The organism is Streptomyces umbrinus, assembly GCF_030817415.1.
Classification (GTDB): Bacteria; Actinomycetota; Actinomycetes; order Streptomycetales; family Streptomycetaceae; genus Streptomyces; species Streptomyces umbrinus_A.
In genome coordinates, this window is sequence record NZ_JAUSZI010000002.1 from 8,127,064 (window position 1) to 8,152,767 (window position 25,704).

General features: G+C 70.4%; 21 protein-coding genes and 1 pseudogene. 9 read left to right on the plus strand and 13 right to left on the minus strand.

Going from position 1 to position 25,704, the window contains the following annotated elements:
• Window positions 1-206 precede the first annotated feature (206 nt).
• Complete coding sequence (locus tag QF035_RS35900) at window positions 207-875, plus strand: HAD family hydrolase (protein WP_307524892.1); 669 nt, start codon at window positions 207-209, stop codon at window positions 873-875.
• Between the two features lie 423 nt (window positions 876-1,298).
• Here the strand turns inward: QF035_RS35900 and QF035_RS35905 are convergent, their stop codons facing one another.
• Window positions 1,299-2,366 (minus strand): peptidoglycan-binding domain-containing protein, encoded by a 1,068-nt coding sequence (locus QF035_RS35905; RefSeq protein ID WP_307524893.1) that lies wholly within the window; start codon window positions 2,364-2,366, stop codon window positions 1,299-1,301.
• A gap of 167 nt (window positions 2,367-2,533) precedes the next feature.
• Between QF035_RS35905 and QF035_RS35910 the strand changes: the two genes are divergently transcribed.
• On the plus strand, window positions 2,534-4,660 hold the full coding sequence (locus QF035_RS35910) for an MDR family MFS transporter (RefSeq protein ID WP_307524894.1): 2,127 nt from the start codon (window positions 2,534-2,536) through the stop codon (window positions 4,658-4,660).
• 28 nt (window positions 4,661-4,688) lie between these two features.
• Here QF035_RS35910 and QF035_RS35915 read toward each other — a convergent pair whose 3' ends face one another.
• Complete coding sequence (locus QF035_RS35915; RefSeq protein ID WP_307524896.1) at window positions 4,689-5,210, minus strand: GNAT family N-acetyltransferase; 522 nt, start codon at window positions 5,208-5,210, stop codon at window positions 4,689-4,691.
• 54 nt (window positions 5,211-5,264) lie between these two features.
• Window positions 5,265-5,894, minus strand: coding sequence for a dihydrofolate reductase family protein (locus QF035_RS35920; protein WP_307524898.1), 630 nt, complete (start codon window positions 5,892-5,894; stop codon window positions 5,265-5,267).
• Between the two features lie 185 nt (window positions 5,895-6,079).
• Between QF035_RS35920 and QF035_RS35925 the strand changes: the two genes are divergently transcribed.
• A complete protein-coding gene (locus tag QF035_RS35925) occupies window positions 6,080-6,805 on the plus strand; it encodes a hypothetical protein (RefSeq protein WP_307524899.1) in 726 nt (241 codons plus the stop codon).
• 842 nt (window positions 6,806-7,647) lie between these two features.
• Window positions 7,648-7,911 carry a hypothetical protein gene (locus QF035_RS35930; RefSeq protein ID WP_055617235.1) on the plus strand — a complete coding sequence of 88 codons (264 nt, stop codon included), beginning with the start codon at window positions 7,648-7,650 and terminating at the stop codon, window positions 7,909-7,911.
• 176 nt (window positions 7,912-8,087) lie between these two features.
• Here QF035_RS35930 and QF035_RS35935 read toward each other — a convergent pair whose 3' ends face one another.
• Window positions 8,088-8,492 carry a DnaJ family domain-containing protein gene (locus tag QF035_RS35935; RefSeq protein ID WP_307524901.1) on the minus strand — a complete coding sequence of 135 codons (405 nt, stop codon included), beginning with the start codon at window positions 8,490-8,492 and terminating at the stop codon, window positions 8,088-8,090.
• 216 nt (window positions 8,493-8,708) lie between these two features.
• Here QF035_RS35935 and QF035_RS35940 point away from each other — a divergent pair, with 216 nt between their 5' ends.
• On the plus strand, window positions 8,709-9,107 hold the full coding sequence (locus tag QF035_RS35940; protein WP_189838110.1) for a hypothetical protein: 399 nt from the start codon (window positions 8,709-8,711) through the stop codon (window positions 9,105-9,107).
• Between the two features lie 32 nt (window positions 9,108-9,139).
• Here the strand turns inward: QF035_RS35940 and QF035_RS35945 are convergent, their stop codons facing one another.
• The gene (locus QF035_RS35945) at window positions 9,140-9,820 is read right to left on the minus strand and encodes an O-methyltransferase (RefSeq protein ID WP_307524903.1); all 681 of its coding nucleotides are present in this window, start codon (window positions 9,818-9,820) and stop codon (window positions 9,140-9,142) included.
• A gap of 314 nt (window positions 9,821-10,134) precedes the next feature.
• Between QF035_RS35945 and QF035_RS35950 the strand changes: the two genes are divergently transcribed.
• Window positions 10,135-12,378 carry a bifunctional glycosyltransferase 87/phosphatase PAP2 family protein gene (locus tag QF035_RS35950; protein WP_307524905.1) on the plus strand — a complete coding sequence of 748 codons (2,244 nt, stop codon included), beginning with the start codon at window positions 10,135-10,137 and terminating at the stop codon, window positions 12,376-12,378.
• Here the strand turns inward: QF035_RS35950 and QF035_RS35955 are convergent.
• The 3 genes from QF035_RS35955 to QF035_RS35965 form a co-directional block, all read right to left on the minus strand.
• On the minus strand, window positions 12,332-13,987 hold the full coding sequence (locus tag QF035_RS35955) for a hypothetical protein (protein WP_373466787.1): 1,656 nt from the start codon (window positions 13,985-13,987) through the stop codon (window positions 12,332-12,334). The genes QF035_RS35950 and QF035_RS35955 overlap by 47 nt on opposite strands.
• A gap of 166 nt (window positions 13,988-14,153) precedes the next feature.
• Window positions 14,154-15,281: an IS30 family transposase gene (locus QF035_RS35960; protein WP_373466926.1), complete on the minus strand. Its 1,128-nt coding sequence runs from the start codon at window positions 15,279-15,281 to the stop codon at window positions 14,154-14,156.
• Window positions 15,282-15,478: 197 nt separating this feature from the next.
• Window positions 15,479-16,723 (minus strand): cytochrome P450, encoded by a 1,245-nt coding sequence (locus QF035_RS35965; protein WP_307524910.1) that lies wholly within the window; start codon window positions 16,721-16,723, stop codon window positions 15,479-15,481.
• A gap of 371 nt (window positions 16,724-17,094) precedes the next feature.
• On the opposite strand from QF035_RS35965, the gene QF035_RS35970 reads away from it, so the two are divergent.
• Entirely contained in the window at window positions 17,095-18,264 is a 1,170-nt protein-coding gene (locus QF035_RS35970) for a steroid 3-ketoacyl-CoA thiolase (RefSeq protein WP_055618278.1), read from the plus strand.
• Here QF035_RS35970 and QF035_RS35975 read toward each other — a convergent pair.
• Together QF035_RS35975 and QF035_RS35980 are read right to left on the minus strand one after the other, a co-directional pair.
• Complete coding sequence (locus tag QF035_RS35975) at window positions 18,248-18,514, minus strand: DUF397 domain-containing protein (protein WP_307524912.1); 267 nt, start codon at window positions 18,512-18,514, stop codon at window positions 18,248-18,250. The genes QF035_RS35970 and QF035_RS35975 overlap by 17 nt on opposite strands.
• Window positions 18,489-19,337, minus strand: coding sequence for a helix-turn-helix domain-containing protein (locus tag QF035_RS35980; protein ID WP_307524914.1), 849 nt, complete (start codon window positions 19,335-19,337; stop codon window positions 18,489-18,491). The genes QF035_RS35975 and QF035_RS35980 overlap by 26 nt, the downstream gene beginning before the upstream one ends.
• Before the next feature lie 99 nt (window positions 19,338-19,436).
• Between QF035_RS35980 and QF035_RS35985 the strand changes: the two are divergent.
• Window positions 19,437-19,878, plus strand: a pseudogene (locus QF035_RS35985) (ATP-binding protein).
• 15 nt (window positions 19,879-19,893) lie between these two features.
• Here the strand turns inward: QF035_RS35985 and QF035_RS35990 are convergent.
• From QF035_RS35990 to QF035_RS36000, 3 genes are all read right to left on the minus strand, one after another.
• The gene (locus QF035_RS35990; RefSeq protein ID WP_307524918.1) at window positions 19,894-20,367 is read right to left on the minus strand and encodes a hypothetical protein; all 474 of its coding nucleotides are present in this window, start codon (window positions 20,365-20,367) and stop codon (window positions 19,894-19,896) included.
• A 38-nt stretch (window positions 20,368-20,405) separates the two neighbouring features.
• Window positions 20,406-21,350: a hypothetical protein gene (locus tag QF035_RS35995; RefSeq protein WP_307524920.1), complete on the minus strand. Its 945-nt coding sequence runs from the start codon at window positions 21,348-21,350 to the stop codon at window positions 20,406-20,408.
• 162 nt (window positions 21,351-21,512) lie between these two features.
• Window positions 21,513-21,836: a hypothetical protein gene (locus tag QF035_RS36000; RefSeq protein ID WP_307524922.1), complete on the minus strand. Its 324-nt coding sequence runs from the start codon at window positions 21,834-21,836 to the stop codon at window positions 21,513-21,515.
• Between the two features lie 139 nt (window positions 21,837-21,975).
• Between QF035_RS36000 and QF035_RS36005 the strand changes: the two genes are divergently transcribed.
• On the plus strand, window positions 21,976-25,692 hold the full coding sequence (locus tag QF035_RS36005) for an nSTAND1 domain-containing NTPase (protein WP_307524923.1): 3,717 nt from the start codon (window positions 21,976-21,978) through the stop codon (window positions 25,690-25,692).
• The last annotated feature ends 12 nt before the right edge of the window (window positions 25,693-25,704 follow it).

Consider the following 25,704-nt stretch of genomic DNA (forward strand, 5'->3'; position numbering starts at 1 on the left):
CTTTCGGGTTTCTGCCGGCCCTCTTGTCGTGGGTTCGTGTGGAATGAGGCCCCTGGGGTGGTAGCGGGATCGGGTCTTTGTTTTGTACCGTGGGGGAACAAAGTGGCTCCCGCCCGCACTCCCTGACCGGCGGGCGGGGCCGCCTTGTCCCCCCCCCGGGGGCCACGGAATGGCCCCGCTCGGGACCCTCCTCCACGCTTTGGAGCATGCCGATGACGGCGTCAACAGTGCTGACCGCCCGTGCCCTGCTGCTGGACATGGACGGCACCCTCGTCAACTCGGACGCCGTCGTCGAGCGTGTGTGGCGCCGCTGGGCCGACCGGCACGGGCTCGACGGGGACGAGGTCATGAAGGTCGTCCACGGGCGGCAGGGGTACGCGTCGATGGCCGTGCTGCTGCCCAGCCGGCCCATGGAGCAGAACTACGCCGACAACGCGCGGATGCTTGCCGAGGAGACGGCGGACATGGACGGGGTTGTCGCGATTCCGGGGGCCGCGGAGTTTCTCGCCTCGTTGCGGGGGGTGGTCGCCCATGCGCTCGTCACGTCCGCGGATGTGGCGCTGTCCACCGCGCGGATGGGGGCGGCGGGGCTTTCTCTGCCGGAGGTTCGGGTCACGGCCGAGTCCGTGGGGGCCAGCAAGCCGGATCCTGAGGGGTTTTTGAAGGGAGCGGCGGAGTTGGGGGTCGCGCCCGAGGAGTGTGTGGTGTTCGAGGACTCGGGGGCGGGGATCTCGGCGGGGCGCTCCGCGGGGATGCGGGTGGTTGGGGTTGGGCCGCGGGCCGGGTTTCATCGGGCGGATGTTGTGGTGCGGGATCTTCGACAGGTGGCTGTCGAGGGGTTGGGGGGTGGGGTGGTTCGGCTGCGGGTGGGGTGACCGGGGGTCGTCTTCTTGGGGGCTGGGGGCTGGGGTTTGGTGTTGGGTGCGGGCCGGTGAGGGTTGGTCGCGCAGTTCCCCGCGCCCCTTGAGGGGGCTGAGGGGTGATGTTTGTGCGGGCCGGTGGGGGCTTGTCGCGCAGTTCCCCGCGCCCCTAAAAGCCCTGGGTTCGGCTGTTTGAAGGGGCTGGGCCGGACGCTGTTGAAAGCCCGGGGTCCGGCCGTTTGAAGGACGGCCTCGGGTGCCTTCGCTGCCCGGAGCCCGGAGCCCGGAGCCCGGAGCCCGGAGCCCGGAGCCCGGAGCCCGGAGCGTACCGACCGGCATCTTCGAGGCCCAAGGTCCAGCCCCTTCAGGGTTCAGGGGCCGCTGCCTTCAAGGTCCAAGGCCGGCCCCCTCAAAGCTCAGGGCCCGCCCAGCCCCGACCTACGGTTCCGTTGTTTCTGATTCCAGGCGGGTGCGGGTTTCTTTGTCGTAGGTGCCCGCGTCCTCGTTGTCGATGCCTCGAGTGAGCTGGTAGTTGCGGACGGCGTTTTCGGTTTTGTTGTCGTAGTCGCCGTCGGGGGTGCCCGTGAAGAGGGCCACCTGTTGGAGGCGTTGCTGGAGTTCCGTGACCTCGGGGCCCTCGTCGCCGCGGCGGAGGGTCACGGGCTCGGCCTTCTCCGGTGGGGTGGAGGGCTGGGTGGTCGTGGGGGTGGGGGCGCCCGTCGACGGGGCGCGGGTCGTGGCGGTCGGGCGGGGCGGGGTGGGGGACGCCGTCGACCTCGTCGGTGACGGTGTCGCGCTCGCGCTGCTCGACTCGGTCGGTGAGGCCGACGGCGACTGGCTGGGCGACTCCGAGACCGACGGCGACGGCTCGTCCAGGGTCGTGTCCGGCACGCTCGCCCGTATGTCGTCCGGGGCCGCGCTCTCCCGCGACGGCGTGTCGTACGAGAACAGTCCGCTCGCGAATCCGGCCGCCGCGACCACCGCGGCGGTGGCGCCGGCGCCGACGAGTGCGAAACGGCGGCGTCGGCCGCTGCTCTCCGCCGGGTCCGCGGCGGGGTCCAGCTGATGAGCCTCCTCGAAGAGGCTCGTGTCGGGGGCCGAGGAGCGGGGGAGGGCCGTCGCGCGGGGCAGTTGGGCGGTGGCACCCGCGTCGGCAGGCTCCCGCTCCCTTTCATGCGTCGCGCCGGTGGGTGGCGGCTCGGGTACGGGCGCGCCGTACTCGTGCCCGTACTCGTGCCCGTACTCCTGTTCGTACGCGTGCTCGTGCTCGTGGTCGGTGCCGTCAGCCGCAGGGGCGTCGGCCGGCGTCGCCCCCGGTGCCGCCGGGTCCAGGTCCACGTACGGGCGGATGCGCAGGGGGTCGAAAGCCTCTGCCGCCGCGGTCTCCGCGGAGCGGGTCTCCAGCAGGGCGTCCGCCGCCCGGCGGGCGCAGTCGCACGTGGGGGAGCCCTCAGACCCCCAGGGCGCCCCGCATTCCGGGCATATGTGACCGTTCCGGTCGTTCACGTGTGGGTTCCTCCCCGTACGAACTCCAGCGATTATGCAGACACCCTCCACACAATCTCCCGGTTACCCCCGGAATCCCGGACTCCGTAGCGGATTCAACAGGCCATAACCGGTCACACCGACCAGGATGGAAGAGGAAACGGGACTCTCGTGGCCGGGAGGTCTTCATGGCCGAGGATGCGCACGGTGCGAACGACACGAACGGCATGAATGGCATGAACGCACCGAAGGCGGCCCGTCCCGCCCGGGACCATTCGCGCGGTGCCACCGCCGGTCAGGAGCATCCGAAGGGCGGTGTCCTCGTCTCGATCGGGGCCCTGCTGCTCGGACTGCTCCTCGCAGCCCTCGACCAGACGATCGTGTCGACCGCGCTGCCGACCATCGTCAGCGACCTGGGCGGCCTCGATCACCTGTCGTGGGTCGTCACCGCGTATCTGCTCGCCTCCACGGCCGCCACCCCGCTCTGGGGCAAGCTCGGTGACCAGTACGGACGCAAGAAGCTGTTCCAGACCGCCATCGTGATCTTCCTGATCGGCTCCGCGCTGTGCGGGATGGCGCAGAACATGCCCCAGCTGATCGCCTTCCGCGCCCTCCAGGGCCTCGGCGGCGGCGGGCTCATCGTGCTGTCGATGGCGATCGTCGGCGACATCGTCTCGCCCCGCGAACGGGGCAAGTACCAGGGCCTGTTCGGCGCGGTCTTCGGCGCGAGCAGCGTGCTCGGCCCGCTGCTCGGCGGGCTGTTCACCCAGCACCTGAGCTGGCGCTGGGTCTTCTACATCAACCTCCCCATCGGGATCGTCGCGCTCGCCGTCATCGCGACCGTCCTGCGCATCCCGGTCCGCGCCCAGAAGCACACGATCGACTACCTCGGTACGTTCCTGATCGCGGCCGTCGCCACCTGTCTGGTTCTCGTCGCCTCGCTCGGCGGCAGCACCTGGGGCTGGGGCTCGGCGCAGATCATCGGCCTCGCCGTGCTGGGTGCCGGCCTCGCCGTGGCGTTCGTGGCCGTCGAGCGGCGGGCCGCGGAACCCGTACTGCCCCTGAAGCTGTTCCGGATCCGCACCTTCACCCTCGCCGCCGTGATCAGCTTCATCGTCGGCTTCGCGATGTTCGGCGCGATGACGTACCTCCCGACGTTCCTCCAGGTCGTCCACGGCATCTCGCCCACCATGTCGGGTGTGCACATGCTGCCGATGGTGGCCGGACTGCTCGTCTCCTCGACCGTCTCCGGGCAGATCGTCAGCCGCACGGGCCGCTGGAAGGTGTTCCCCATCGCCGGTACGGGCGTCACCGCGCTCGGGCTGCTGCTCCTGCACCAGCTCGACGAGAACAGCTCCGCGGCCGAGATGAGCTCGTACCTCCTCGTCTTCGGCCTGGGACTCGGCCTGGTCATGCAGGTCCTCGTGCTGATCGTGCAGAACTCCGTCTCGTACGAGGATCTCGGTGTCGCCACCTCCGGCGCCACCTTCTTCCGCTCCATCGGTGCCTCGTTCGGCGTCGCGATCTTCGGCACGGTCTTCGCGAGCCGGCTGGGGAGCGAACTCACCGCCGCGCTCCGGGGGCAGGACCTTCCGCCGAGCCTCAGTGTGGACGCGCTGAAGTCCGACCCGAAGATCATCTCCGACCTCCCGGCCGCACTCCGGCCGCCCGTCGTCGAGGCGTACTCCACATCCATCACGGACGTCTTCCTGTACGCGGCCCCGGTCGCCCTCGCCGGCTTCGCGCTCGCCTGGTTCCTGCGCGAGGACAGGCTGCGGGCCTCGGTGACGGCACCCGACGCCACCCAGACGCTGGCCAGCAACCCCGTGGAGCGCTCCTCGTACGACGAGGTGTGCCGCGCGCTGTCCGTGCTCGGCACCCGCGAGGGGCGGCGCGAGATCTACAAGAAGATCACCGCCCGTGCCGGCTACGACCTGCTGCCCGCCACGAGCTGGCTCCTGCTGCGGATCAGGCGCTACGGCTGGGCCGAGCCCGCCGTCCTCGCCGAGCGCAGCTCGGTGCCCCTGCACGTCGTCATCGCGGCCGCCCGCCAGGTCGAGGAGCGGCAGCTCGCCGTACGGGAAGGCATCGACCTCGTCCTGACCGACCGGGGCCGCGAGGCCGCCGAGAAGCTGTCCAAAGCCCGCGAGGAGTCCCTCGCCGAGCTCCTGGGCGACTGGTGGGGCCCGGACCGGCCCACCGACCTGGTCCGGCTCGTGGAGGAGCTGAACGCCGAGATGTGCGGCTCCAACGAGGAACGCCCCCACAACGGAACCGTCCCGAAGCCGGCCGGCCGGGTGTGGCTCACCAAGTGACCCCGGCGCGGCCCGGCACGCGAGCGGCTCAGGCGGTGAGCTGCTTGGCGAACCAGTGCTCGGCGTACACGTCGTCGTTGTACGCCTCGGTCTCCGCGTAGCCGTGCCGGGCGTACAGCGCCCGCGCCTCCACCAGGTCGCCCCGGGTGTCGAGGATCAGCCGCCCGGCCCCGAGCGCCCGGGCTGCCGTTTCGGCCGCCCCGAGGAGAACGGCACCGCCACCCCTGCCCCGCAGATCCTCGCGTACGAAGACACGTTTGAGCTCGCCCGTCGTCGCGTCCCGGAGCCGTACGCCCGCCATGCCCGCCGCCTCGCCCTCGTGCCGCGCGACCAGCAACACCCCACCGGGCGGGGTGAGTTCGGCTCCGCTGTCGGCGGCGATCTCGCGTTCCAGCTCGGCGGGGTCGGTGTCGTGCCCGTGGTGCAGCCGGTACCAGCGGTCGCTGACCTCCGTGTAGTACGTCCGCCAGAGGGCGACCGCGGCCGGCGAGTCGAAGGGCTCGGGGGCGACGGTCCAGGGCCCCGGGACACCGGTCGTACGTGTCTTCATGGCGTGCATTGTCACGAGGACCCGTACGCCGTCCGCAAGCGAATTACCGCCGGCTCACCCGGCGGCCTGCTTCAGGGCCCGCAGGTGGATGTGGGTGACCTCGGGGGAGTCGATGACCGAGACCTTCTCCCACTCGATCTGGTCCGTGCCCAGGTTGTCGAAGAGCCGGGTGCCGGCGCAGGCGAGGACCGGGACGACGTGGAGGAGGAGTTCGTCGAGGAGGCCGGCGCGGACGAACTGCTGGATCAGGTTCGCGCCGCCCGCCAGGGAGACCCCCTTCTCGCCCGCCGCCTCACGGGCCAGGGCGAGCGCGTGCTCGGGGCCCTCGGTGACGAAGTGGAAGCTCGTGCCGCCCTCCTTCACCACGGTCTCGCGGGGGTGGTGGGTGACGACGTACACCGGCATGTGGAACGGCGGCTCGTCGCCCCAGGGCACCTCGCCGCTGATGAACATGCCGTGGCCCATGACCACCGCGCCCGACCGGGCGACCCACTCGGCGACGACGTCGTTGTCCTGGCCCTCCGTCCCGCCCTTCTGCCCGAGCATCTCGCGGAACGCGCGCAGTCCGTACACCCAGTTGTGAATGCGTTCGCCGCCGATGCCGAGCGGGTGCTCGGCCCCCGCGTCGGGGCCGGTGATGTATCCGTCGAGCGACATGCCGATCCGTGCGACGACCTTGCTCATGGTGTTCTCCTCGGTATCAGGAGGCGCCTGCCGCCCCTCACTCGTGCTCTCACCCATGCGTCGAACGAGGGACGCCGTAATCGACACGCCGCCGCACGGATGTCGCGAGCGCAGTTTGGGGAGCGCCGTCCGGGCAACCCGGCTGGGGAAGCGGCCCACTGGGCCCAGAACCCGGAAGGCATTCCATGTCCACAGGCGTGATCATCCTTCTGATCGTGGTCGCGGTGGCTCTCGTGGCCGCCGTGGTCGCCCGGTCCGTGGCGGCCCGCGGGGCGGGCGGCGGGCGAGGTCTGAAGCGGCGCTTCGGGCCCGAGTACGACCGGGCCGTCGCCCGGCACGACGGCGACACCAAGGCCGCCGAGCACGAACTCGAAGAGCGGGTGAAGCGGCACGGATCGCTGCGCGAGCAGCCGCTGGAGCCCTCGGCGCGGGAGCGGTATCTGGTCCGCTGGACCGCCGTGCAGGAGCAGTTCGTCGACTCGCCGCGTGACGCCGTCGTCGAGGCGGACCGGCTCATCGCCGAGGTGGCCGGTGCCCGCGGGTTCCCGGACGGCAGCCGTCACGACGAGCAGCTAGACGCGCTCTCCGTGCACCACGCGCACCACGTCCACGGCTACCGGCGCGTCCACCGGGCCGCGCACGCACCCACGGCCGGCTCCGGCACGGGCCGGGCGGCGGCCGGCACGGAGGAACTGCGCGAGGCGTTGGTGGAGGCCCGCGCACTCTTCCAGGACCTGACGGCCCCGGCCCGCGGGGAGGAGAAGGCGCTGTCCCGGGAGAAGACCGACCCCCGGGAGAAGACCGGGAAGGCCGAGGAAGCCCCCGCGACCACCCGAACCGACACCGACAGCACCCGCGGCCGCGCACACGCGCCGTGGGCCCTCAACAGGCGCCATGTGAAGGGGAGTTGAGAGTCATGCCGGACGACAACAAAACGACCGGACCCCCGCCCCCGCCGGAACGCCGCAACGACAGGCCGACGCCCGCCGAACGACCCACGTCCGCCGACCGGCCGACGTCTCCCGACCGGACCGAGGCACCAGACGGGACCGGGGCACCCGACCAGGCCGAGGCCGCTGGGCGGACCGGGATACTCGGCCGGATCGCGGCTGCTGCGGGCCGGACCGAGAGTCCCGGGCGCGCCGAGACTGCCGGGCGTGCCGAGACACCCGACCGGACTGGGGCACCTGACCTGACCGGGGCACCCGGCCGGGCCGAGGCTGCCGACCGGACCGGGACTCTTGGCCGGACCGAGACACCCAGCCAGGCTGAGGCTGCTCGCCGTACCGAGATGTCCGGCCGGACTGGGTCTGCTGACCGGGCTGGGGCACCTGACCGGGCCGAGGGCATCAGGCGTGCCGAGGCACCCGACCGAACCGGGGCACCTGACCTGACCGGGGCTCCCGACCGGACTGAGGCTGCCGACCGGACCCGGACACCCGGCCGCGCTGGGGCGCCTGACCTGACCGAGGCATCTGGCCGGGCCGAGACACCCGGCCGGACCGAGGCTGTCGGCCGGACCGAGGCATCCGACCGGCCCGCCACCACCGCCGAGGTCCCCGCTTCCGGCACCGGCTCAGCCACGCCCGCCCCATCAGGGGCGCGGGGAACTGCGCGACCGGCCAACGACGACCTGCACAAGACCACGGTGGGAAGTTCAAGGGCTCCTGAAGGCACGGCTGTCCCAGGCAACCCGCCCGCCACCCAGACCAAGTCGCCCCCCGGAACCGCCGGAGACGTCGGCGGACGCCTGATGTCCCCCGACACCGGCGAAAAGTGGTCCCTCCAACTCCAGCACGCGGTGGCCGGCTTCATCGACGGACCCCGGGGCTCGGTGGAGGAGGCCGACAAGGTCCTCCAGGAGGTCGCGGCACGGTTCACCGACGCCGTGACCGAGCGCCGCCGCACACTCCGTACGTCCTGGCAGACCACCGGCGAGGACAAGGCCGACACCGAACAGCTCCGGCTGGCCCTACGGGACTACCGGGAACTGGCGGAACGGCTCCTGCGGCTCTGAACCCACAAGCCCCGTCGAACCCGCGCGTCCGCGCGAACTCCAGCACACCACAAGCACCTTGAGGCATCTTGCGCAGCGAGGCCCTGCCCCGGGCCATGTGTCGGGGCAGGGCCTCACCCGTGCCCCGAGAGGGCGGCGCGGTCTCGACGAGGACGAGGACGAAGACGCGGACGGCCTCAGCCGGCGCGCCGCTCGTGCCACTCGCGGACGATCTCCTCGACGTCGTACGGCTTGAGGCCCAGCGGCGGCCCGGGCGGCGGCTTGAACATCATCTCGCGGATCTTCTTGTTGATCTCGGTGATGATCCGCCGTACCGCCGACTCCGACGGGGCCTTCTCGGCCGCCTCAAGGGCGTCCTCGGCCTCCTTGCGGAGGGCCAGCGTCGGCGGCAGTACGGTCAGGCCCTCGCGGATCATCTTCTGCTTGATCCACCACAGTTCGTCGTACGACGTGTCGGGACCGCTCGTCAGCGGCTTGCCCATGCCGGGGAGGTCGGCGAACTCCCCACGGGCTTCCGCATCGCGGATCTGCTTGTCGACCCAGGACTCGAAGCTGACACCAGGAGGCTTGCGCTCGGTCATGCGTCCATTGTGCCGGAAGGTGTGCGAACCGTGCCGGGACGGACGGTGTGCGACCGCGCCGAGCCGTGTGCCACCGCGCCGAGCGGTGTGGGGCTGCACCGGACGGTCCGGGGCCGGGCGAATTATCATTCGGCGGCGACACCTCGCCGGGGCGTCAACCGCGTCCTGGCGCGGGACAATTGGAACGCGGGAACGCGCGGGAACGAAGGAGCACACGTGCTCGAACTCACCATGGCCACGGTGTCCGGTACGGAAGCCGGCGCGACGGCCGGTATGCAGATGGCCGACGCGCCGAGCGAGCCGGGTGCCGTGCTGCGGGTGGGGCGGGACCGGGGCGTGTGCCGCCTCGCGACGCCCGACGACTGGCTGTTCGTCTCGCGGGTGCACCTGGAGTTCCTGTGCGGGCCCGAGGGGAGCTGGCAGGTGACCTGGCTGCGGGGCTCGCACGACGACCCCTCCTCCGAGGTGCGCTTCACCCTGGTCGGCGGGGCCGCCCCGCAGATCCTGCCGTACGGCGGGACGGCCAAGCTGCCCCTCGGCGGTTCCGGCGAACTGATCATCTACGACCGCACGGGGCCCCGCAGCGTCAACGTGGGCTTCTACCACGAGGCCTGACCCAGAAAGCCCTGGCAGAGGTGCCGGAGGGGCTACGGCAGTACGCGCGCCAGCGCGAACCCGTCGTACCCCTTCGAGCCCACCGTCTGGATCGCCGTGGCGGTCAGTTTCGGATGTGTGGCGAACAGGTCGAGGGCCTCGCGGGTGCCCCGCACGCTCGGGTCGTCGCTGGTGGGGTCGGTGACGGCGCCGCCGCGGACGACGTTGTCGAGGATGATCAGGCTGCCGGGCCGGGTGAGCTTGACGGCCCACTCCACATAGCGCGGGTTGTTGACCTTGTCCGCGTCGATGAAGACCAGGTCGAAGGGGGCCGTGTTCCCGTCGCCTTCGCCGGCCAGCTTCGCCAGGGAGTCGAGCGCCGGGCCCACCCGGACCTCGGTGATCTTGTCCAGGCCGGCCCGGGCGAGGTTGCGGCGGGCCACCTCGGCGTGTCGTTCGCTGTACTCCAGCGTGATCAGCCGGCCGTCCTGCGGGAGGGCGCGGGCCAGCCAGATGGTGCTGTAGCCGCCGAGGGTGCCGATCTCCAGGATGCGGGTCGCGCCCTGGATCACGGCGAGGAGATGGAGCAGCTTGCCCTGCGGCGGGGCGACGTTGATGTGGGGCAGTCCGGCGGCGTCGCTGTCGCGCAGCGCGTCGGTCAGGGCCTCGTCCGGCGGGGCGAGGAGGCCGGTGAAGTAGTCGTCCACGTCGTGCCAGAGCTGCGGCTCGGTCATATGGGTATGCCTTTCGTCTGTCTAGTTAGGTGCGCTAACTAGTTCCGTCGCTGAATATAGCCGGTTACTGGCACGTTGGGTGGTTGTATTCCCCTCACGGCGACTCGCGGAGGCCTCACGGCGACTCGCGAGTGAGCCTCACCGGCCGTACAACACCTCCATCCGGACAAAAGGCTGAAGGACGTCAGGTGAAGAGGGGGTTGCCTGCGTCTCACGGCGGGGGGAGTGCGAGCCTCTTAGGATTCGAACAGGAAACAGACGCACCCAGACCCATGGGACACCGGGGACGAACGGGGCGGGAGGGCCGACGGCGCGTGGCGAATGTGGAGCACGGTGGGCGACCAGGGGATGCCTTCGGGGCGGCGGCGCCCGGAGCGGCGAAGGCACGGCTGGGACTGGTCCGCGCGGGCCTCTGGCTGATCGCCGCGGTCTTGGCGGTCCGGCAGGTCGCCGTCATCCTGAGCACGCCGAAAGGCGAACGGCTGACGGACCTGGAGACCTGGGTCGGACCCAACGGCGTGCTCCATGTGAAGGGTTCGCTGTACGACTCCACCCAGTTCACGGGCACACCGTTCGCCGGGCTCGTCCTCAAGCCCCTCACCCGTTCGGCCGAACAGGCCCTCGGCTGGGGCTGGACCTTCGGCACACTGCTGCTGGTCGTCGCCCTCGGCCTGGTCGCCGCGCGCGCCCTGCCACAGCCCGTGAGCCGCCGTACGGCCCTGCCAGGGCCGGTGTCGGAAGTGGCGTCTGCCGGGCGACGCCTGGCACGCACTCTCGCCGCACCGGGCGACAGCCCAAGTACGTCCAGTACGAGGGCTTTCGCCCGGCACGCCGAGAGCACGCACCAGACGCCGCCCGGCCCGCCCTTCGGGCGAACGGCGCCACTTCCGACACCAGCCCTGGCCGCCCCCGTCGCGATCAGCCTGCTGATGCTGTCGCTGCCCGTGCGCAACACGCTGTACCTCGGCCAGACCAGCATCATTCCCGTTCTCCTCGTTCTCCTCGGCTGCTTCGCCGTGCGCGGGGAACGGGCGAGCGGGGTGCTGATCGGGCTCGCGGCGGCCCTTCAGCCGACCGTGCTCCTCTTCGCGCCGCTCCTGTGGTTCACCGGCCGCCGCAGGGCCGCCGCCTCCACCGGCATCACCTTCGCCGCGGGCACCGCGCTCGCGTGGGCGGCGATGCCGCACGACTCGTACACGTACTGGGTGCACCACCTGGCCGGAGTCGGGCTCGGGCGGCCCGCCGACGACCTCGCCAACCAGTCGCTGCACGGCGCGCTGCTGCGGCTCGGCCTCGAAGGCCCGCTGGAGATCGGGCTGTTCCTGGCGCTGGGCGCGGCCGTCACCGTACTCGGCGTGCGCCGAGCCGTGCGGTACGCCCGCGACGGGCAGTTGCTGCTCGCGGTCGCGATCACCGGCTGTGTCGCCGTCGCCGTGTCGCCCACCACCTGGCAGCACCAACTGCTGTGGGTGCTGCTCGCGCTGGTCGGCCGGGTCGGCAAGAAGGCCGGTGACCGGTACGTATGGCCCGTCGCCGTCATCCTGGTGATGACGCTCCCGGCGAAGATGATGCTGCCGAACATGGCGGCCCTCTACCCGCTGCGTGACAACGTCGTCCTGCTCGCCGCCCTCGCCGCGGCCACCGTGGTTCCGTTTCTGTCCCGTACGTCGGAGTACTACCGCTCGCCGATCCCGACCGAGTACGCGCAGCCGGTGCCCACCAGGTGGAAGCGCGTGCCGCTCCTGCCGTTCCTGCGCCGGGTCCTCACCCGCCCGAACCTGCTGCTCGAACTGCTGCTGATCCGCGTCGGATACTCCGCGTACCAGCAGGTCAGGCTCGCGGCGACCGGCGGTACCAACGCGGGAGGCCGGGCCACCGCCGAGGAGCACGGCGAGCAGGTCCACGCGATCGAGAAGTTCCTGCAGATCGACGTCGAGCGCTGGGTCAACCACGCGGTGGTGGACGTCCCTTGGCTGCAGAGCTTCTTCGACTTCTACTACACGTCGTTCCACTTCGTGGTGCCGCTGAGCGTCCTCGGCATCCTCTACGTCCGCCGCCCCGCCGACTACCGCTGGGCCCGCGCGGCACTCGGCTTCGCCACGCTGTTCGCACTCGTCGGCTTCTGGCTCTACCCGCTGGCCCCGCCGCGGCTGATGCCGGGCCTCGGCTTCATCGACACCGTGCACGGCGTGCAGGACTTCTCCCAGCCGGACTACGGGACGCTGACCGCGCTCACCAACCAGTACGCGGCGATGCCCTCGCTGCACTTCGGCTGGTCGCTGTGGTGCGGGCTCGTCATCGCGATCCTCGCCCCGAAGTGGTGGATGAAGGCCCTCGGCCTCCTCCACCCGCTGTTCACGGTCTCCGCGATCGTGGCGACCGCCAACCACTGGGTCCTGGACGCGGTGGGCGGCGCGGCCGTCGTCGGCGCGGGCTTCGCGCTGACCTACCTCCTCCAGGGACCGCGCCCGCGGCCGCTCGCCAAACCGGCGGCGGAGGCGGGAGCGGACGTCAGCATCGCGGAGCCGGTCCCGGCGAAGGGCCGTACCCCGAGCTGATCCGGTACTCGCCCGGCTCGGTCACCGTCAGACGCGTGAACTCGCCCGCCTTCTCCAGGCAGCCGCCCTCGGCGTACAGCCAGGGCGAGAAGGCGACGCGCACGGTCACCGAGCCGGCCCGCGGGACGTGCACGAGGACCGCGGCGCTGTCGGCCCGCACGACGGTGGCGGGCTTCGACACCAGCGGCACCGCCCCGCGCACGCGGTACACCCGCCAGTTCACGTCCCGCCACACCGGCTCCAGCCACTCGGTGCCCCGCGCGACCAGGCGCGCCTCGTCCTCCGCGAAGCCGTCCGGCTTCCCCGACGGCAGCACGACGAAGCCGACCGCCCACCGGTCCAGCCAGGCGCGGTACGTCGTCTCCGAGAACGTCCCGTCGTAGAAGAGCCGGCCCCGCTCCATGTCCAGCTGCCGGTTCCAGCCGCGCGCCAGATTCACGTGCGGGGCCAGCGCGGTGGCCTCACGGTGGTTGCGGGCCGGGACCACCTCGACGCGCGTACGGTCGGCGCCGAGCCGGTCCAGGGCCTGTACGACGCTGGTGGTGTCGTGGGCCCAGGCCGGTACCACCGTCGACACCTGCAGATCGTCGACCGTCTTCTTGCCCACCCACCCCACCGAGAAGACGAGCGCCATGACGAGCGCGACCCGTTTCTGCTTGGTGCGTCTGCGGGGCGCCCCGGCCGGTGTCGACGTGGTCGGCACCGCCAGCAGCGCGGCCAACAGGGCCGCCGGTGCGAACAGTTCCGCGAGCCGCTCCACGTTCGTGCCGACCGGGGAGGGGATCAGATACGTGAGGACCGTCCCGGCCGCGTACACGACGGCACCCCAGCGCAGCACCCGCCAGCCGCGCGGCGCGAGGGTCAGCACGACGACGCCGATCAGGACGGGCGGCCAGATCCGGGCCGCAGGCATCAACTGCTCGCCGGTGAACGGGAACAGCAGGGTGGTCGTGCCCACCACCACGACCGGCGGGACGATCAGCGTGGCGGCCCGCACCCGGTCCCGTCCGAGCGCGTAACCGGCGCCCGCCACGACCAGGAACAGCCCGGCCACCGGGCTCGCCATGGCCGCCAGCGCCGCGTACGCCACCGCGAGCGGCAGGCGGCGCTCCCGGGTCAGCAGCACACAGGCCGCCAGCCCGAGCGCGACACCGAGGGCGAAGGTCGTCCGCCCCGACGCGACGTTGCACCACAGTGCCAGCGAGGCAAGCAGCGCCGGGCCGAGCGGCCTGCGGATCCCCGTACGGACGATGAGGACCGAGGCCAGCCAGGCGGCGAGGAGCCCCGACGCGACGGTGACCGTCCGCACGCCGAAGGCGGCCATCAAGTAGGGCGAGATCAGGCTGTAGTTGGCGGTGTGCATCCCGCCGTACCAGAACAGGCTGTACGCCGAACCGCCGTGCCGGGACGCGAAGTCGGCCCAGGCCTCCTGTGCCGCGAGATCACCGCCGCCGGTGGCGAGGAACAGCCACCACACCACGTACAGCGGCACGGTCGGCAGGGTGGCGAGGAGGGGAACGCGGAACCGCCTCCAAACCGGGCGGAGGTCCCGCTTCCGGGAGGCGGCCGCGCCCTCCGGCCGGAGGAGGGACAGTTCGGCTGGGACCACGGCTCGGCTTTTCCGTTCGAAGTCTTCGAAGGTTCAGTTGGCTGTGCCATCCGTGAAGACGCGTAACGGACCGGAAACGTTCAGTCAATTTCGGGCGCAGGGCAACACTTTGGGCCCCGGGGGAGGCGGCGAATTCGAGGGGTCGTTGCAACACGTGGTCGGTTGTTCAGGCCGCGAGTAGTTTAGACAGGCGCTCGGCTGGGGTTTCCCAGCCGAGCGTTTTGCGTGGGCGGCTGTTGAGTTCGGCGGCGGCTGCGTCCAGGTGCTTGCGGGTGTGGACGGACAGGTCGGTGCCCTTGGGGAAGTACTGCCGCAGCAGGCCGTTGGTGTTCTCGTTCGAGCCGCGCTGCCAGGGACTGGCCGGGTTGCAGAAGTAGACCGGGATGTCGGTGGCGATGGTGAATGCCTGGTGGGCGGCCATCTCCGAGCCCTGGTCCCAGGTGAGGGAACGCCGCAGGTGGGGCGGCAGGGTTTGGACGGTTTCCACGAGAGCGTCGCGGGTGCTGGCCGCGCTGTGGTCGATGGGCAGGTGGACCAGCATCACGTAACGGGTGGTGCGTTCGACGAGTGTGCCGATCGCCGATTTGTGGTCCTTGCCGATGATGAGGTCGCCTTCCCAGTGTCCTGGGACGGCCCGGTCGTCGGCTTCTGCCGGGCGGTCGCTGACCATGACCATGTTCGGGATCGATCGGGGCTGGCGCTTGTATGCCTGCCGGTGAGGACGTCGGCGGGCGCGTCCGCTGCGCAGGGCGCGGGCCAGTTCCCGGCGCAGTTCGCCCCGTCCCTGGACGTAGAGGGCCTGGTAGATCGTCTCGTGGGTCACGTGCATCTCCGGCCGGCTGGGGAACCGTATGCGCAGAGCGTGGCAGATCTGTTCCGGGCTCCACCGCAGGGTCAGGTGGTCCTGGACGAAGTCCCGCAGTTCGGCGCTCTGGCCGATCTTCCCCGGCTTGGGGCGGGGCCGGCGGGCGTCGGCGCGGGCCTGGGCGGCGTGGGGCCGGTACTGGCCGTTGGTGGGATGCCGGTTGCGGCGGATCTCCCTGCTGATGGTCGAGGGGCTGCGGCCCAGCTCGGCGGCGATCGCGCGGATGGTGGTTCTCTCGCGGAGCCGGTCGGCTATGTGGATGCGGTCAGCCTCGCGCAGGTAGCGGGAAGGGCCAGAAGGAGGCGGCGCCTCCTGGTAGATCGGAGGCGCCGCCTTCTTCCGGCCGACGTTCGCGTGTGAACCGTTACGCCATCTTTTGCCGGTCCGCAGGTTGATGCCGACGATTCGGCAGGCTTCCTGACTGCTCACGCCTTGCTGCATGAGCTGGAAGTATGCGGCCCGTTCCCGGTCCAGCTTCTTCGGCCCCTGCCGCTGGCGTTCCTTGCGTACTTCGAAGTCCATCGCATCCCCTGACTGGGGGTGTTGCGACGACCACTAGAACTCAAGGGCAGGGGCGGGGCGTAGGGGGGATGCCCCTGCCTCCCGCGTAGCGGGTCACCGGCGGCTCAACCGGCGCTGACCTGCAGTTCCTTGACGCCGTTGATCCAGGCCGAGCGCAGCCGGCGCGGGTCGCCGACCAGCCGGAGGCCGGGCATCGCGTCGGCGATCGCGTTGAAGATCAGGTCGATCTCCAGAGTGGCCAGCGACTTGCCGAGGCAGAAGTGCGGGCCGCCGCCCCCGAAGCCGAGGTGCGGGTTCGGGTCGCGGGTGATGTCGAAGACCTCCGGTGAGTCGAAGACCTCCGGGTCGTTGTTGGCGGAGGAGTAGAAGATGCCGACGCGGTCGCCCTTCTTGATCTGCTTGCCGCCCAGTTCGGTGTCCTGGGTCGCCGTGCGCTGGAAGGACACGACGGGTGTCGCCCAGCGGACGATCTCCTCGGCGGCGGTCGCCGGGCGCTCCCGCTTGTAGAGGTCCCACTGGTCGTCGTGGGTGAGGAAGGCGTGCATGCCGTGGGTGATGGCGTTACGGGTCGTCTCGTTGCCCGCGACGGCCAGCATGAGTACGAAGAAGCCGAACTCGTCCGAGCCGAGGTTGCCCTCGTCCTCGGCGGCGACCAGCGTGGTGACGATGTCCTTGGCCGGGCACTGTTTGCGGTCGGCAGACATGTTCATCGCGTAGGCGAGGATCTCGGTGGCCGACTCCTGGCCGACCTCCTCGGTGATCGCGTACTCCGGGTCGTCGTACGCGATCATCTTGTTGGACCAGTCGAAGATCTTGGCGCGGTCCTCCTGCGGGATGCCGATCAGCTCGGCTATCGCCTGGAGGGGCAGTTCGCAGGCGACCTCGGTCACGAAGTCGAAGGAACCGCCAGGGCCCGCGTTCGCCAGCGCGGTCTCGACGATCCGGCCCGCGCGGCCGCGCAGGTTCTCCTCCAGTGCGCGGATGGCCCGCGGGGTGAAGCCGCGCTGGACGATCTGGCGGACCCGGGTGTGCTCGGGCGGGTCCATGTTCAGCAGGATCAGCCGCTGCGCGTCGATCGCGTCGCGCTCCATGTGCTCGTTGAAGCGGATGATCGCGGTGTTGAGGGTGGAGGAGAACAACTCGGGGTGCGTGGATACGTACTTGACGTCGGCGTGCAGGGTGACGGCCCAGTAGCCCTCGTCCCCGAAGCCGGCGAGATTGGGCGACTGTGGGATCCAGCGGACCGGCTCGGTCCGACGCAGCTCGGCGAACTCCGGGAAGGGCACGCGGTGGTGCAGCACGTCGGGGTCGGTGAAATCGAACCCGTCGGGCAGCGCTGGACAGGTCATCGGCAACTCCAGGTCGTGCGACGGTCGGGTTCTGTCGGTCGAGTTCTGGCAGTGAGGTTCCGGCAGTGAGGTTCCGGCAGTGAGGTTCCGGCAGTGGGGTTCTGGCGGTCGGTCTGTCGCGTTCTGACGGCCCATCAGGTACCGGGAATTGCCGTGAAGGTAGTAACGGGTTCTACAAGTGGCAAGAGGTGCGACGACCCGAATTGCGTGCGGAAGTCGTGCAGATCGCGACTTCGGGAGCTGCACGACTCTTGCGGTGACGGACGCCGGGTCAGCAGACTGCAGACAGAACTAGAACGCGTACTAGTTCAGCGTGGCGGGTGGGCCGGGACGCCCGCGCCGCGCGGGTGACCCGAGGAGAGGAACTCCCCATGGCCGCGGAACCCGTGATCGTAGAAGCCGTGCGCACCCCCATCGGCAGGCGCGGCGGCGCGCTCGCCAACCTCCACCCCGCCTACCTGCTGGGCGAGACCTACCGAGAACTCCTCGGCCGTACGGGGATCCAGGCGGACTGCGTCGAGCAGGTCGTCGGCGGAGCGGTCACCCACGCCGGCGAGCAGTCCGGCAACCCCGCCCGTACGGCGTGGCTCGCGATGGGCCTGCCGTACGAGACGGCGGCGACGACCGTGAACGCGCAGTGCGGATCCTCGCAGCAGGCCTCCCACATGGTCGCCAACATGGTCGCGGCGGGCGTCATCGACGTCGGCATCAGCTGTGGCGTCGAGGTCATGTCCCGAGTGCCGCTCGGGGCCGCCTCCAAGCACGGCCCGGGGAAGCCGACCCCGGACGAGTGGAACGTCGACCTTCCCAACCAGTTCGAGGCGGCCGAGCGGATCGCTCGTCATCGGGGGCTGACTCGCGAGAACGTCGACTCGCTGGGGTTGATCTCGCAGGAGCGGGCCGCGGCGGCGTGGGCGGAGGAGCGCTTCAAGCGGGAGACGTTCGCGGTTCAGGTGCCCACGACCGAGGACGAGCAGCGGGCCGGGCAGGGCATGTGGCGCCTGGTCGACCGGGACGAGGGGTTGCGCGACACGTCGATGGAAGCGTTGGCCGGCCTGAAGCCGGTGATGCCGACGGCAGTCCACACGGCGGGGAACTCGTCACAGATCTCCGACGGGGCCTCTGCCCTGATGTGGGCGTCCAAGCGGATGGCGCGGGCGCTGAAGCTGCGCCCACGAGCGCGGATCGTGGCTCAGGCGCTGGTCGGCTCCGACCCGCACTTCCACCTCGACGGCCCGATCGACGCCACGAAGGCGGTGCTGGGGAAGGCCGGGATGTCGCTGAAGGACATCGACGTCATCGAGGTCAACGAGGCCTTCGCGTCCGTGGTGTTGAGCTGGGCGCAGGTCTTCGAACAAGACCTGGAGAAGGTCAACGTCAATGGTGGTGCGATCGCGCTCGGGCACCCCGTCGGAGCGACCGGGGCGCGGCTCATCACCACGGCACTCCATGAACTGGAGCGCAGGGACAAGGAGTTCGCGCTCATCACGATGTGCGCGGGCGGGGCGCTGGCGACCGGGACGATCATTCAGCGGTTGTAGCCGCCCAGTTGAGGAATGTGGAGAAGGCGGCGGGGTCGAGGGTGAGCATCGGTCCCGCCGGGTTTTTTGAGTCGCGGATGGCGATGGTGGTGGCGGCGGGTATGTCGGCTACCTCGACGCAGTCGCCGCCCTGGTCGCTGCTGTACGTCGATTTGCGCCAGGCGAGCGGGCCGATTGGCGCGCACTCGATGCACTCGCCGCCTTGGTCGCCGCTGTAGCTGGACTTACGCCACTGGATCCCCGTCGGCATCGCGTTGCTCTCCATAGCGTTCCTCCATCACCCGCCGGATCAGCTCCGCCGAATCCCTGAGGGAGAGGGCAGCGGCCTGAAGATGATCGTAACGGAGCGAACAGTCCTTGACAGTGTCCGGGTTGGCGGTCGGATGCCCGGTGCCGTAGCCCTCGGTGTAGACGATGTCCGGATCGCTCGTGAAGCGGAAGAGGGTATATGAGCCTTGCAATCCCGCGTGCGCTCCAGCTGAGAACGGCAGGATCTGGATGTTGATCCGTGGATTGCCGTCGAACGACAACAGGTGTGTCAGTTGCCCTCGCATGGTCTCTGCATCGCCGATTGCCTGGTGCAGCGCGGCCTCGCTGAGGGCCATCCACATGACTGGCGGCTCGCCCTTTTCGAAGATGCGCTGGCGGGCCAGCCGTACTGCGGTGCGGTCGGTCAGGTCGTTCTGATCCAGTGCGCCGAGCACGGCACGCGCGTACGACTCGGTCTGGAGGAGACCATGGATCGCGTACGTCTGGAAGGTGCAGATCTCGACCGCCCGCGCTTCCAACTCCGCCACCTGTTGGAACCAGGCCGGTAGTTGGCTACGCATCACCAACGCGACGAGTCGCGACAGCAACCCGCCCGTCCCCAGCGCCGCATCCACCCGTTCGCTGAACTCCTGCGTGGGCAGCTTGCGGGCCGTTTCGATCTGGCCGACCAGCGAACCCGTGTAGTTGACGATGTCGCCGAGCTGCTTCTGGGTGAGCTCGGCGGCCTCTCGATGCCGTCGCAACTCGAACCCGTAGTAGTCGAGCGGCGATGCGCCCGGGTCGAGAACGTTGATGTGGGTCACGTACGGGCCTCTCTCGCACGATGTGCAACTCGGCCCACCACCGGACCAGTTGTATCCGTTCCGTAGCCGAGGGTAGTCGCGCGAGGTCAGCCTTGGAGTGTGAACTACTACATTCCCCCCACCCTCGCGGGCCCCCGCACCACCCAGTACCGCATGCGCCTCACCGTCGGCGAGCACTCGCCGCAGTACGTCCGCCGCATCGTCCGGTCGTATCTGCGTGAGTGGGAGATGGCCGAGCTGGCCGATGCCGTGGAACTGGGTGTGACCGAGCTGCTCGCCAACGTCGTACGTCATGTCCCGGACCGGCGCTGTCAGTTCCTGCTCCTGCGGCAGATGGCGGGGGTGCGGGTGGAGGTCACGGATGGCTGTCCCCGACTTCCGTGTGTCCCAGCCGAGTTGCCGCTGGAGACGGAAGGAGGGCGCGGGCTCGTGCTGGTGGACGCGGTGGTGGACAAGTGGGGGGGTGGAGCCGGTGGCCGGGGGAGGGGCCGGCAAAACGGTGTGGTTCGAGTGCGGGGCCGAGCCCCTCCCTCAGGATTGAGTACCTACGGTGCGATCAGGTCCAGCGGTTGGTGCAGCCGGACGACCAGCGGTGGGAGCTGATGGCGTTCGAGGCGCGCGATCCGTCGCTGAAGGTGTTGTCCCTCAGGTCGTCGACGTACAGCTCCCCGCGGGCCAGACAGCCCGTGCCGCCTGAGTAGTTCGTGCCGTTGTAGAACTGGACGTTGTTGACGCCGCCGGAGTACGTGCCGGTGTTCAGCACTGACCAGGCGAAGTTGTCGTCCGCGCCGGTGAACGGCCCGGTGGTGTCACCCCAGTGGGCGTCGTTGCCCGAGGCCGTGCCGAGCAGAATCATGCAGTCGTCGAGGAGGTAGGCACGCATGTTGCCGTCCTCCCGGTGGGCGCGGTACTCGGCGTCGCAGGTGGGTCCCTGGGCGCCGGTTGTGTCGGCCTCGGCCGTGGCGGGGAGGGCGGTGCCGAGGGCGACGGCCAGTCCAGCCGCTGCCAGGACAGCGCGAATCTTTCGCATGGCTTCTCCTTGATCGTGAACCTGATGGTGATGGACAGTCAGTTCGAAGACGGGACGGTCCGGTTGGCTTTCGTCAGGGCCGCCAACCGCATCCGGGCGCTGGTGAAGATCTCCTCGGAATACCGCCCCCGCACCGGATCGCCGTACTCGCGGTCCAGCTCCTTCACCGTCCTGGCCAGTGCGGACTTCTGAGCGCAGGTGCTCTCCGCCACGGCCAGGTCCACCTCGACGGCGTGCGCCTCGGCGTCGCTCAGCCCTTTGGTCCGCTTCGGCAGGTCGGTCTGTATGGCGTCGGGGTCGGCGTAGACCCGCCCCGTCGTGCGGCGCATGCAGTCCGACCAGGCGCCGAGCGCGGTGGTGAAGCGTGTGTCGCGCAGGAGCTTCGGCACATACAGCGGTGCGAGATTGGTGGCGATCTTGTCGGCGTGGAAGTACGTCTCGGGGTCGCCGTACAGCTCTCCGCGGGCTTCGAGCTCGCAGCCGCCGACCGCGCTGCGGATGGAGCCCCCGGCCGGCAGCCGCACGGCGCGCACCGGAGTGTCCGGGCCGCCGTTGAGGGCGGTGAGGTAGCGGGCGCGTTCCGCGCGGGACAGGCGGTTGCGGTAGGCGAGGTTGGGATCGCGCTTCTTCTGAGCGAAGAACTTCCGCTGGATCAGTCCGCCGTACCCGTGTTCTCGCGCCCAGGAGACGTCGTTCCGCACGAACGGATGCGTAAAGGCGCGCAGTTCCTCGGGGCTGAGCGGGGTGAGAACCCAGTAGCGGAAACCCGCCTCCGCCATGCAGCGACTGATGATCCGCTGCTCGGCCTGCTCGACACGGCTTCGTTCGGCGTCGGTCAGTTCACGTGCCGGACCGGAGGACGAGGAACCGGCGGTCGGCCGACCGGACTCGGCAGCCGGGCCCGCGATGATCGTGCCGACGGCGATGGCCCCGGCCAGTGCGGCAGCCGTGGCGGTGGCAATGCCGGTGGCTCGTGCTCGCACGGTGTTCCCCCTTGCCCGGTGCGCTCTCCAGGAGAGCCGGCCGTCACGAACGGTGCGCTCCCGGCCCATCGAAGAAGGCACCGTTCGTACCTTGCGGGTGTCAGGGCCGAAGCGGGTGCTCGGGCACGGACGGGCCAGAACGTTCATGCCCCTTGGACGAAGTCACCAGTAGCGAACCCAGAGTTCGTAGTCGTCCCCGGGAAACCAGCTTCCGTTGATGCAGATGTAGCCCTCCCACTGGTTCCGGTTCACGCCATCGCGGCCCCTGTTCTCACAGTCGGCCAACCGTGAGTAGTAGCCCGTGAAGTGGTAGCCGACCGGATCGGGGACCGCGCTGGGCGCGGCCTGCGTCCGAGTGGTCTGAGCCGGTGCCGTCTGGGCCGCGGCGGGTGTGGCGGGTAAGGCAAGTGCCACGGCCACGACCGCCGCGGCGACCGGTAGCACGCGTAGCGCTGTGGTTCGTATCTTCGCCGGCCTGGATCGCATGGTGCCTCCGTCGATGTGTTGCGGACGTCTGCTTTCGGCCTTCCTACCGCCGTCGGATTTTTTGGCGTCGGTGGTGTGGCAGTGAACAAACAATCTGTGAACAATCGCGGTGGGATTGACGGGGGAAATGAGGAGACCAGTGGCTCGTGGGGAACGCCCGCTCGACGCGGGTGACAACGAACTTCTGCAGTTCGCCGCCGACCTGCGGCAGTTACGAAAGAGGGCCGGCAGCCCGACGTACCGGGAACTGGAGGTTCTCGCGCACTATTCGGTCGCCACGCTGTCGCAGGCTGCAGCGGGGCGGAGACTGCCGAGTCTTTCCGTGACCATCGCTTATGTGCGGGCCTGCGGCGGTGACACCCGGGAATGGGAGCGGCGTTGGCACAGGACCGCCGCCGGAATCGCCGCGGAGGCCGCCCGCGACAAGTCGGGTGAGCCGGACGGGACGCGGTCCGGCGTACAGCCGTACCGGGGGCTTTCCGCTTTCCGCAGTGAGGACGCCGAGTGGTTCTTCGGGCGGGAGCAGGTGGTCGACGACCTGGTGACGCGGCTGAAGTACGGGCGCTTCGCGGCGGTGTTCGGGGCTTCGGGGGCGGGAAAGTCCTCGTTGTTGCGGGCGGGGCTGGTACCGCGTTGGCGGGGCGAGGGGCGGGAGGTCCTCCTGTTCACGCCAGGGCCTCGGCCGTTGGCGGAGACCGCGCTGCGGCTGGCCCGGTCGGCCGGACGTACGCCGGAAGACCTGTCCGCCGAACTGGCCGAGGGCCGGCAGGCGTTGCACCGGGCAGTTCGGCGGACACTCGCCGAGGGACCGGAGGACGCCGAACTGCTGCTGGTAGTGGACCAGTTCGAGGAAACGTTCACGTTGTGCCGGGACGAGGCCGAACGCACGCGGTTCGTCGACGCACTCCTAGCCGCCGCACTCGCGGAGGACAGTCGGTGCCGAGTGGTGCTGGGAGTGCGGGCCGACTTCTACGCCCACTGCACCCGCTACCCGTCGCTGGTCGAGGCGTTGCGCGACGCGCAGGTGCCGGTCGGGCCGATGAGCGTGGACGAGCTTCGGCGGGCGGTGGTCCGTCCTGCCGTACGGGCCGGGCTGACCGTGGAGGGAGCGCTGCTGGCGACGCTCATGGCGCAGGCGCACGGTCAGGTGGGCGTGATGCCGCTGTTGTCGCACGCGCTGCTCGAGACCTGGCGGCGACGGCGGGGCAACGCGCTGACACTGGAGGCGTTCCAGGCGACCGGCGGGCTGGAGGGCGCCCTGGCGCGTACCGCGGAGGAGTTCTACCAGGAGCTGGACGCGGGACAACGCGAGCTTGCCCGGCAGGTGTTCCTGCGACTCACGGCGTTCGGTGAGGGAACCGAGGACACCCGGCGCCCGGCGCGCTTGGACGAGCTGGCGGATCTGGACACGGACGGTGGTGTGGCCGCCGTGGTCGACGCGGCGGCCCGAGCACGGCTGTTGACCGTTGACCGCGACCGCCTGGAGCTGGCGCATGAGGCGCTGATCCGCTGCTGGCCTCGGCTGCACGGCTGGTTGTCCGAGGACCGTGAGACCCTGCGTTCCCTGCGTCGGCTCACCGAGGCGGCCCACGCCTGGGAGGAATTGGGCCGTGACCCGGGTGCGGTGTACCGCGGCGTCCGTCTGGCAGGAGCCGTGGAGCTGTCCCGAGGCCTGCTGACCGTGGGGGAACGGGACTTCGTGGACGCCGGAGTGGCGGCGCAGGCGGCCGATGACATGGCGACCCGGCGTCGCGCCCGATTACAGCGCCGTCTGCTGGCCCTTATGGCCTTCCTGCTGGCCGGGACCGTCGTCGCGGGGCTGACCGCCTACGACCAGCGAAGGGAAGCGCTGGGCCAGCGGAGTATCGCGCTCTCCCGCGCGATGGCCGCGCAGTCGGGCGCGGTGGCGTCGGGACAGCCGGAGGCATCGATGATGCTCGCCGTCCAGGCCTTCCGCACGGCCGGAATCACCGAAGCGCGCAGTGCGCTGCTCAGTACCCAGGCCGCGTACTTCGACGGCAGGCTCAAGGGCCACTCGGGCCCGGTGAACGCGGTGGCCTTCCGGCCGGGCGGACGGGAGCTCGCGACCGCGGGCGCCGACCGGACGGTGGTGCTCTGGGAGGCGGCTCGCCGCAAGAGGACCGCGGTGCTGGGCGGGCACACCGGGGAGGTGATCGCGATCGCCTTCAGCCCGAACGGCAGACTTCTGGCCGTGGGCACGGCCGATCGGAGGATCAGGGTGTGGGACGTCGACCGGCGACGTCCGGTGCACGACTTTCCCGGCAGAGCGCGAGGACTGGCGTTCGCCCCGGACGGCAAGGTGCTGGCGTCCGGCGGCTCGGACAGCGTCGTCACGCTGCGCGACCTTTCGAGGGGCCGGGCCGTCGCGGTCCTGCGCGGCCACGGGGACGCGGTGAACGCCGTCGCGTTCACCCCGGACGGGTCCGGCCTCGTCTCGGGCGGCGACGACCGCACCGTCAGACTGTGGGACGTGGGCGGGCGCCGAACCCCGGTGGTCCTGCGCGGTCACAGCGACCTGGTCGAGGGCCTCGCCGTCAGCCCCGACGGCAAGACCGCCGCAAGCGCGGGAGCGGACCGCACCATCAGGCTGTGGGATCTCACGCGACGTCGTACGTTCGCCGTGCTGCGCGGCCACAGTGATCAGGTCAACGCAGTGGCGTTCAACCACGACGGCAGCATGCTCGCGAGCGCCGGCGGCGAAGGAACCGTACGCGTCTGGGACGTGGACGACCACCGCCTGATCACCTCCCTGTCCGGGCACACCGACTATGCGATGGGTGTGGCGTTCGGCGGCCGGGGGGATGTGCTTGCGAGTGCGGGATTCGACGGTACGACGGTGCTGTGGGACCTGAACCGCTCGGCCCTCATCACGCACCCGCTCAGCGGGATCACCGGCGTCGCTCTCGGCCCGGACGGCCGGACGTTGGCCACGGGGGGCAGTGACGGGATGGTCAGGCTGTGGGATCTGGCGAGTCGGCGGTCGGTCGCGACGCTGCCCGGACACACCGGGGCGGTCGGGGCGGTCGCGTTCAGCCCCGACGGCCGGACACTGGTCACCGGGGGCAGTGACCGGATGGTCAGGCTGTGGGATCTGGCGAGTCGGCGGTCGGTCGCGACGCTGCCCGGACACACCGGGGCGGTCGGGGCGGTCGCGTTCAGCCCCGACGGCCGGACACTGGCCAGCGCGAGCAGTGACTGGACGATCCGGCTCTGGAACCCGGCCCGTCGTAAGACCTTCGCGAGCCTCACCCGGCACACCGACTTCGTCAACACCCTTGCCTTCAGCCCGGACGGCCGCACGCTGGCGACCGCCGGTGACGACCGGACGGTCAGGCTGTGGGATCTGGCGAGTCGTCGTGGCATCGGGACGCTGTCGGGGCACAGCGGGGCGGTGCGTTCGGTGGCGTTCGGTCCTGACGGGCGGACTCTGGCGAGTGCGGGCAATGACGGCACTGTCCGGTTGTGGGACTCGACGCGACGTCGCCCCATCGGGACGCTGTCGGGGCACAGCGGGGCGGTGCGTTCGGTGGCGTTCGGTCCTGACGGGCGGACTCTGGCGAGTGCGGGCAATGACGGCACTGTCCGGTTGTGGGACTCGACGCGACGTCGCCCCATCGCGACGCTGTCGGGGCACAGCGGGGCGGTGGCGGCCGTCACCTACGCGCGAGACGGGGCCACCGTGCTGACGGGAGGCTACGACGGCACCGCCAGGGTCTGGGGCCTTGATGTCGACCGCCGGATCCGGCAGGTGTGCCGCGTCGTCGGTGCCGCCGACCCGGAACAGTGGCGGCGACTGGGCTTCGGCATCCGCGACAGCTCGGCTTGCGAACGCTGACGGAGCAAGTCG

Coding starts and splice junctions, on each gene's coding strand:
- QF035_RS35900 (WP_307524892.1), top strand. CDS start 207: ATGCCGATGACGGCGTCAACAGTGCTGACCGCCCGTGCCCTGCTGCTG.
- QF035_RS35910 (WP_307524894.1), top strand. CDS start 2,534: ATGGCCGAGGATGCGCACGGTGCGAACGACACGAACGGCATGAATGGC.
- QF035_RS35915 (WP_307524896.1), bottom strand. CDS start 5,210: ATGAAGACACGTACGACCGGTGTCCCGGGGCCCTGGACCGTCGCCCCC.
- QF035_RS35920 (WP_307524898.1), bottom strand. CDS start 5,894: ATGAGCAAGGTCGTCGCACGGATCGGCATGTCGCTCGACGGATACATC.
- QF035_RS35925 (WP_307524899.1), top strand. CDS start 6,080: ATGTCCACAGGCGTGATCATCCTTCTGATCGTGGTCGCGGTGGCTCTC.
- QF035_RS35930 (WP_055617235.1), top strand. CDS start 7,648: ATGTCCCCCGACACCGGCGAAAAGTGGTCCCTCCAACTCCAGCACGCG.
- QF035_RS35935 (WP_307524901.1), bottom strand. CDS start 8,492: ATGACCGAGCGCAAGCCTCCTGGTGTCAGCTTCGAGTCCTGGGTCGAC.
- QF035_RS35945 (WP_307524903.1), bottom strand. CDS start 9,820: ATGACCGAGCCGCAGCTCTGGCACGACGTGGACGACTACTTCACCGGC.
- QF035_RS35965 (WP_307524910.1), bottom strand. CDS start 16,723: ATGACCTGTCCAGCGCTGCCCGACGGGTTCGATTTCACCGACCCCGAC.
- QF035_RS35970 (WP_055618278.1), top strand. CDS start 17,095: ATGGCCGCGGAACCCGTGATCGTAGAAGCCGTGCGCACCCCCATCGGC.
- QF035_RS35975 (WP_307524912.1), bottom strand. CDS start 18,514: ATGCCGACGGGGATCCAGTGGCGTAAGTCCAGCTACAGCGGCGACCAA.
- QF035_RS35990 (WP_307524918.1), bottom strand. CDS start 20,367: ATGCGAAAGATTCGCGCTGTCCTGGCAGCGGCTGGACTGGCCGTCGCC.
- QF035_RS36000 (WP_307524922.1), bottom strand. CDS start 21,836: ATGCGATCCAGGCCGGCGAAGATACGAACCACAGCGCTACGCGTGCTA.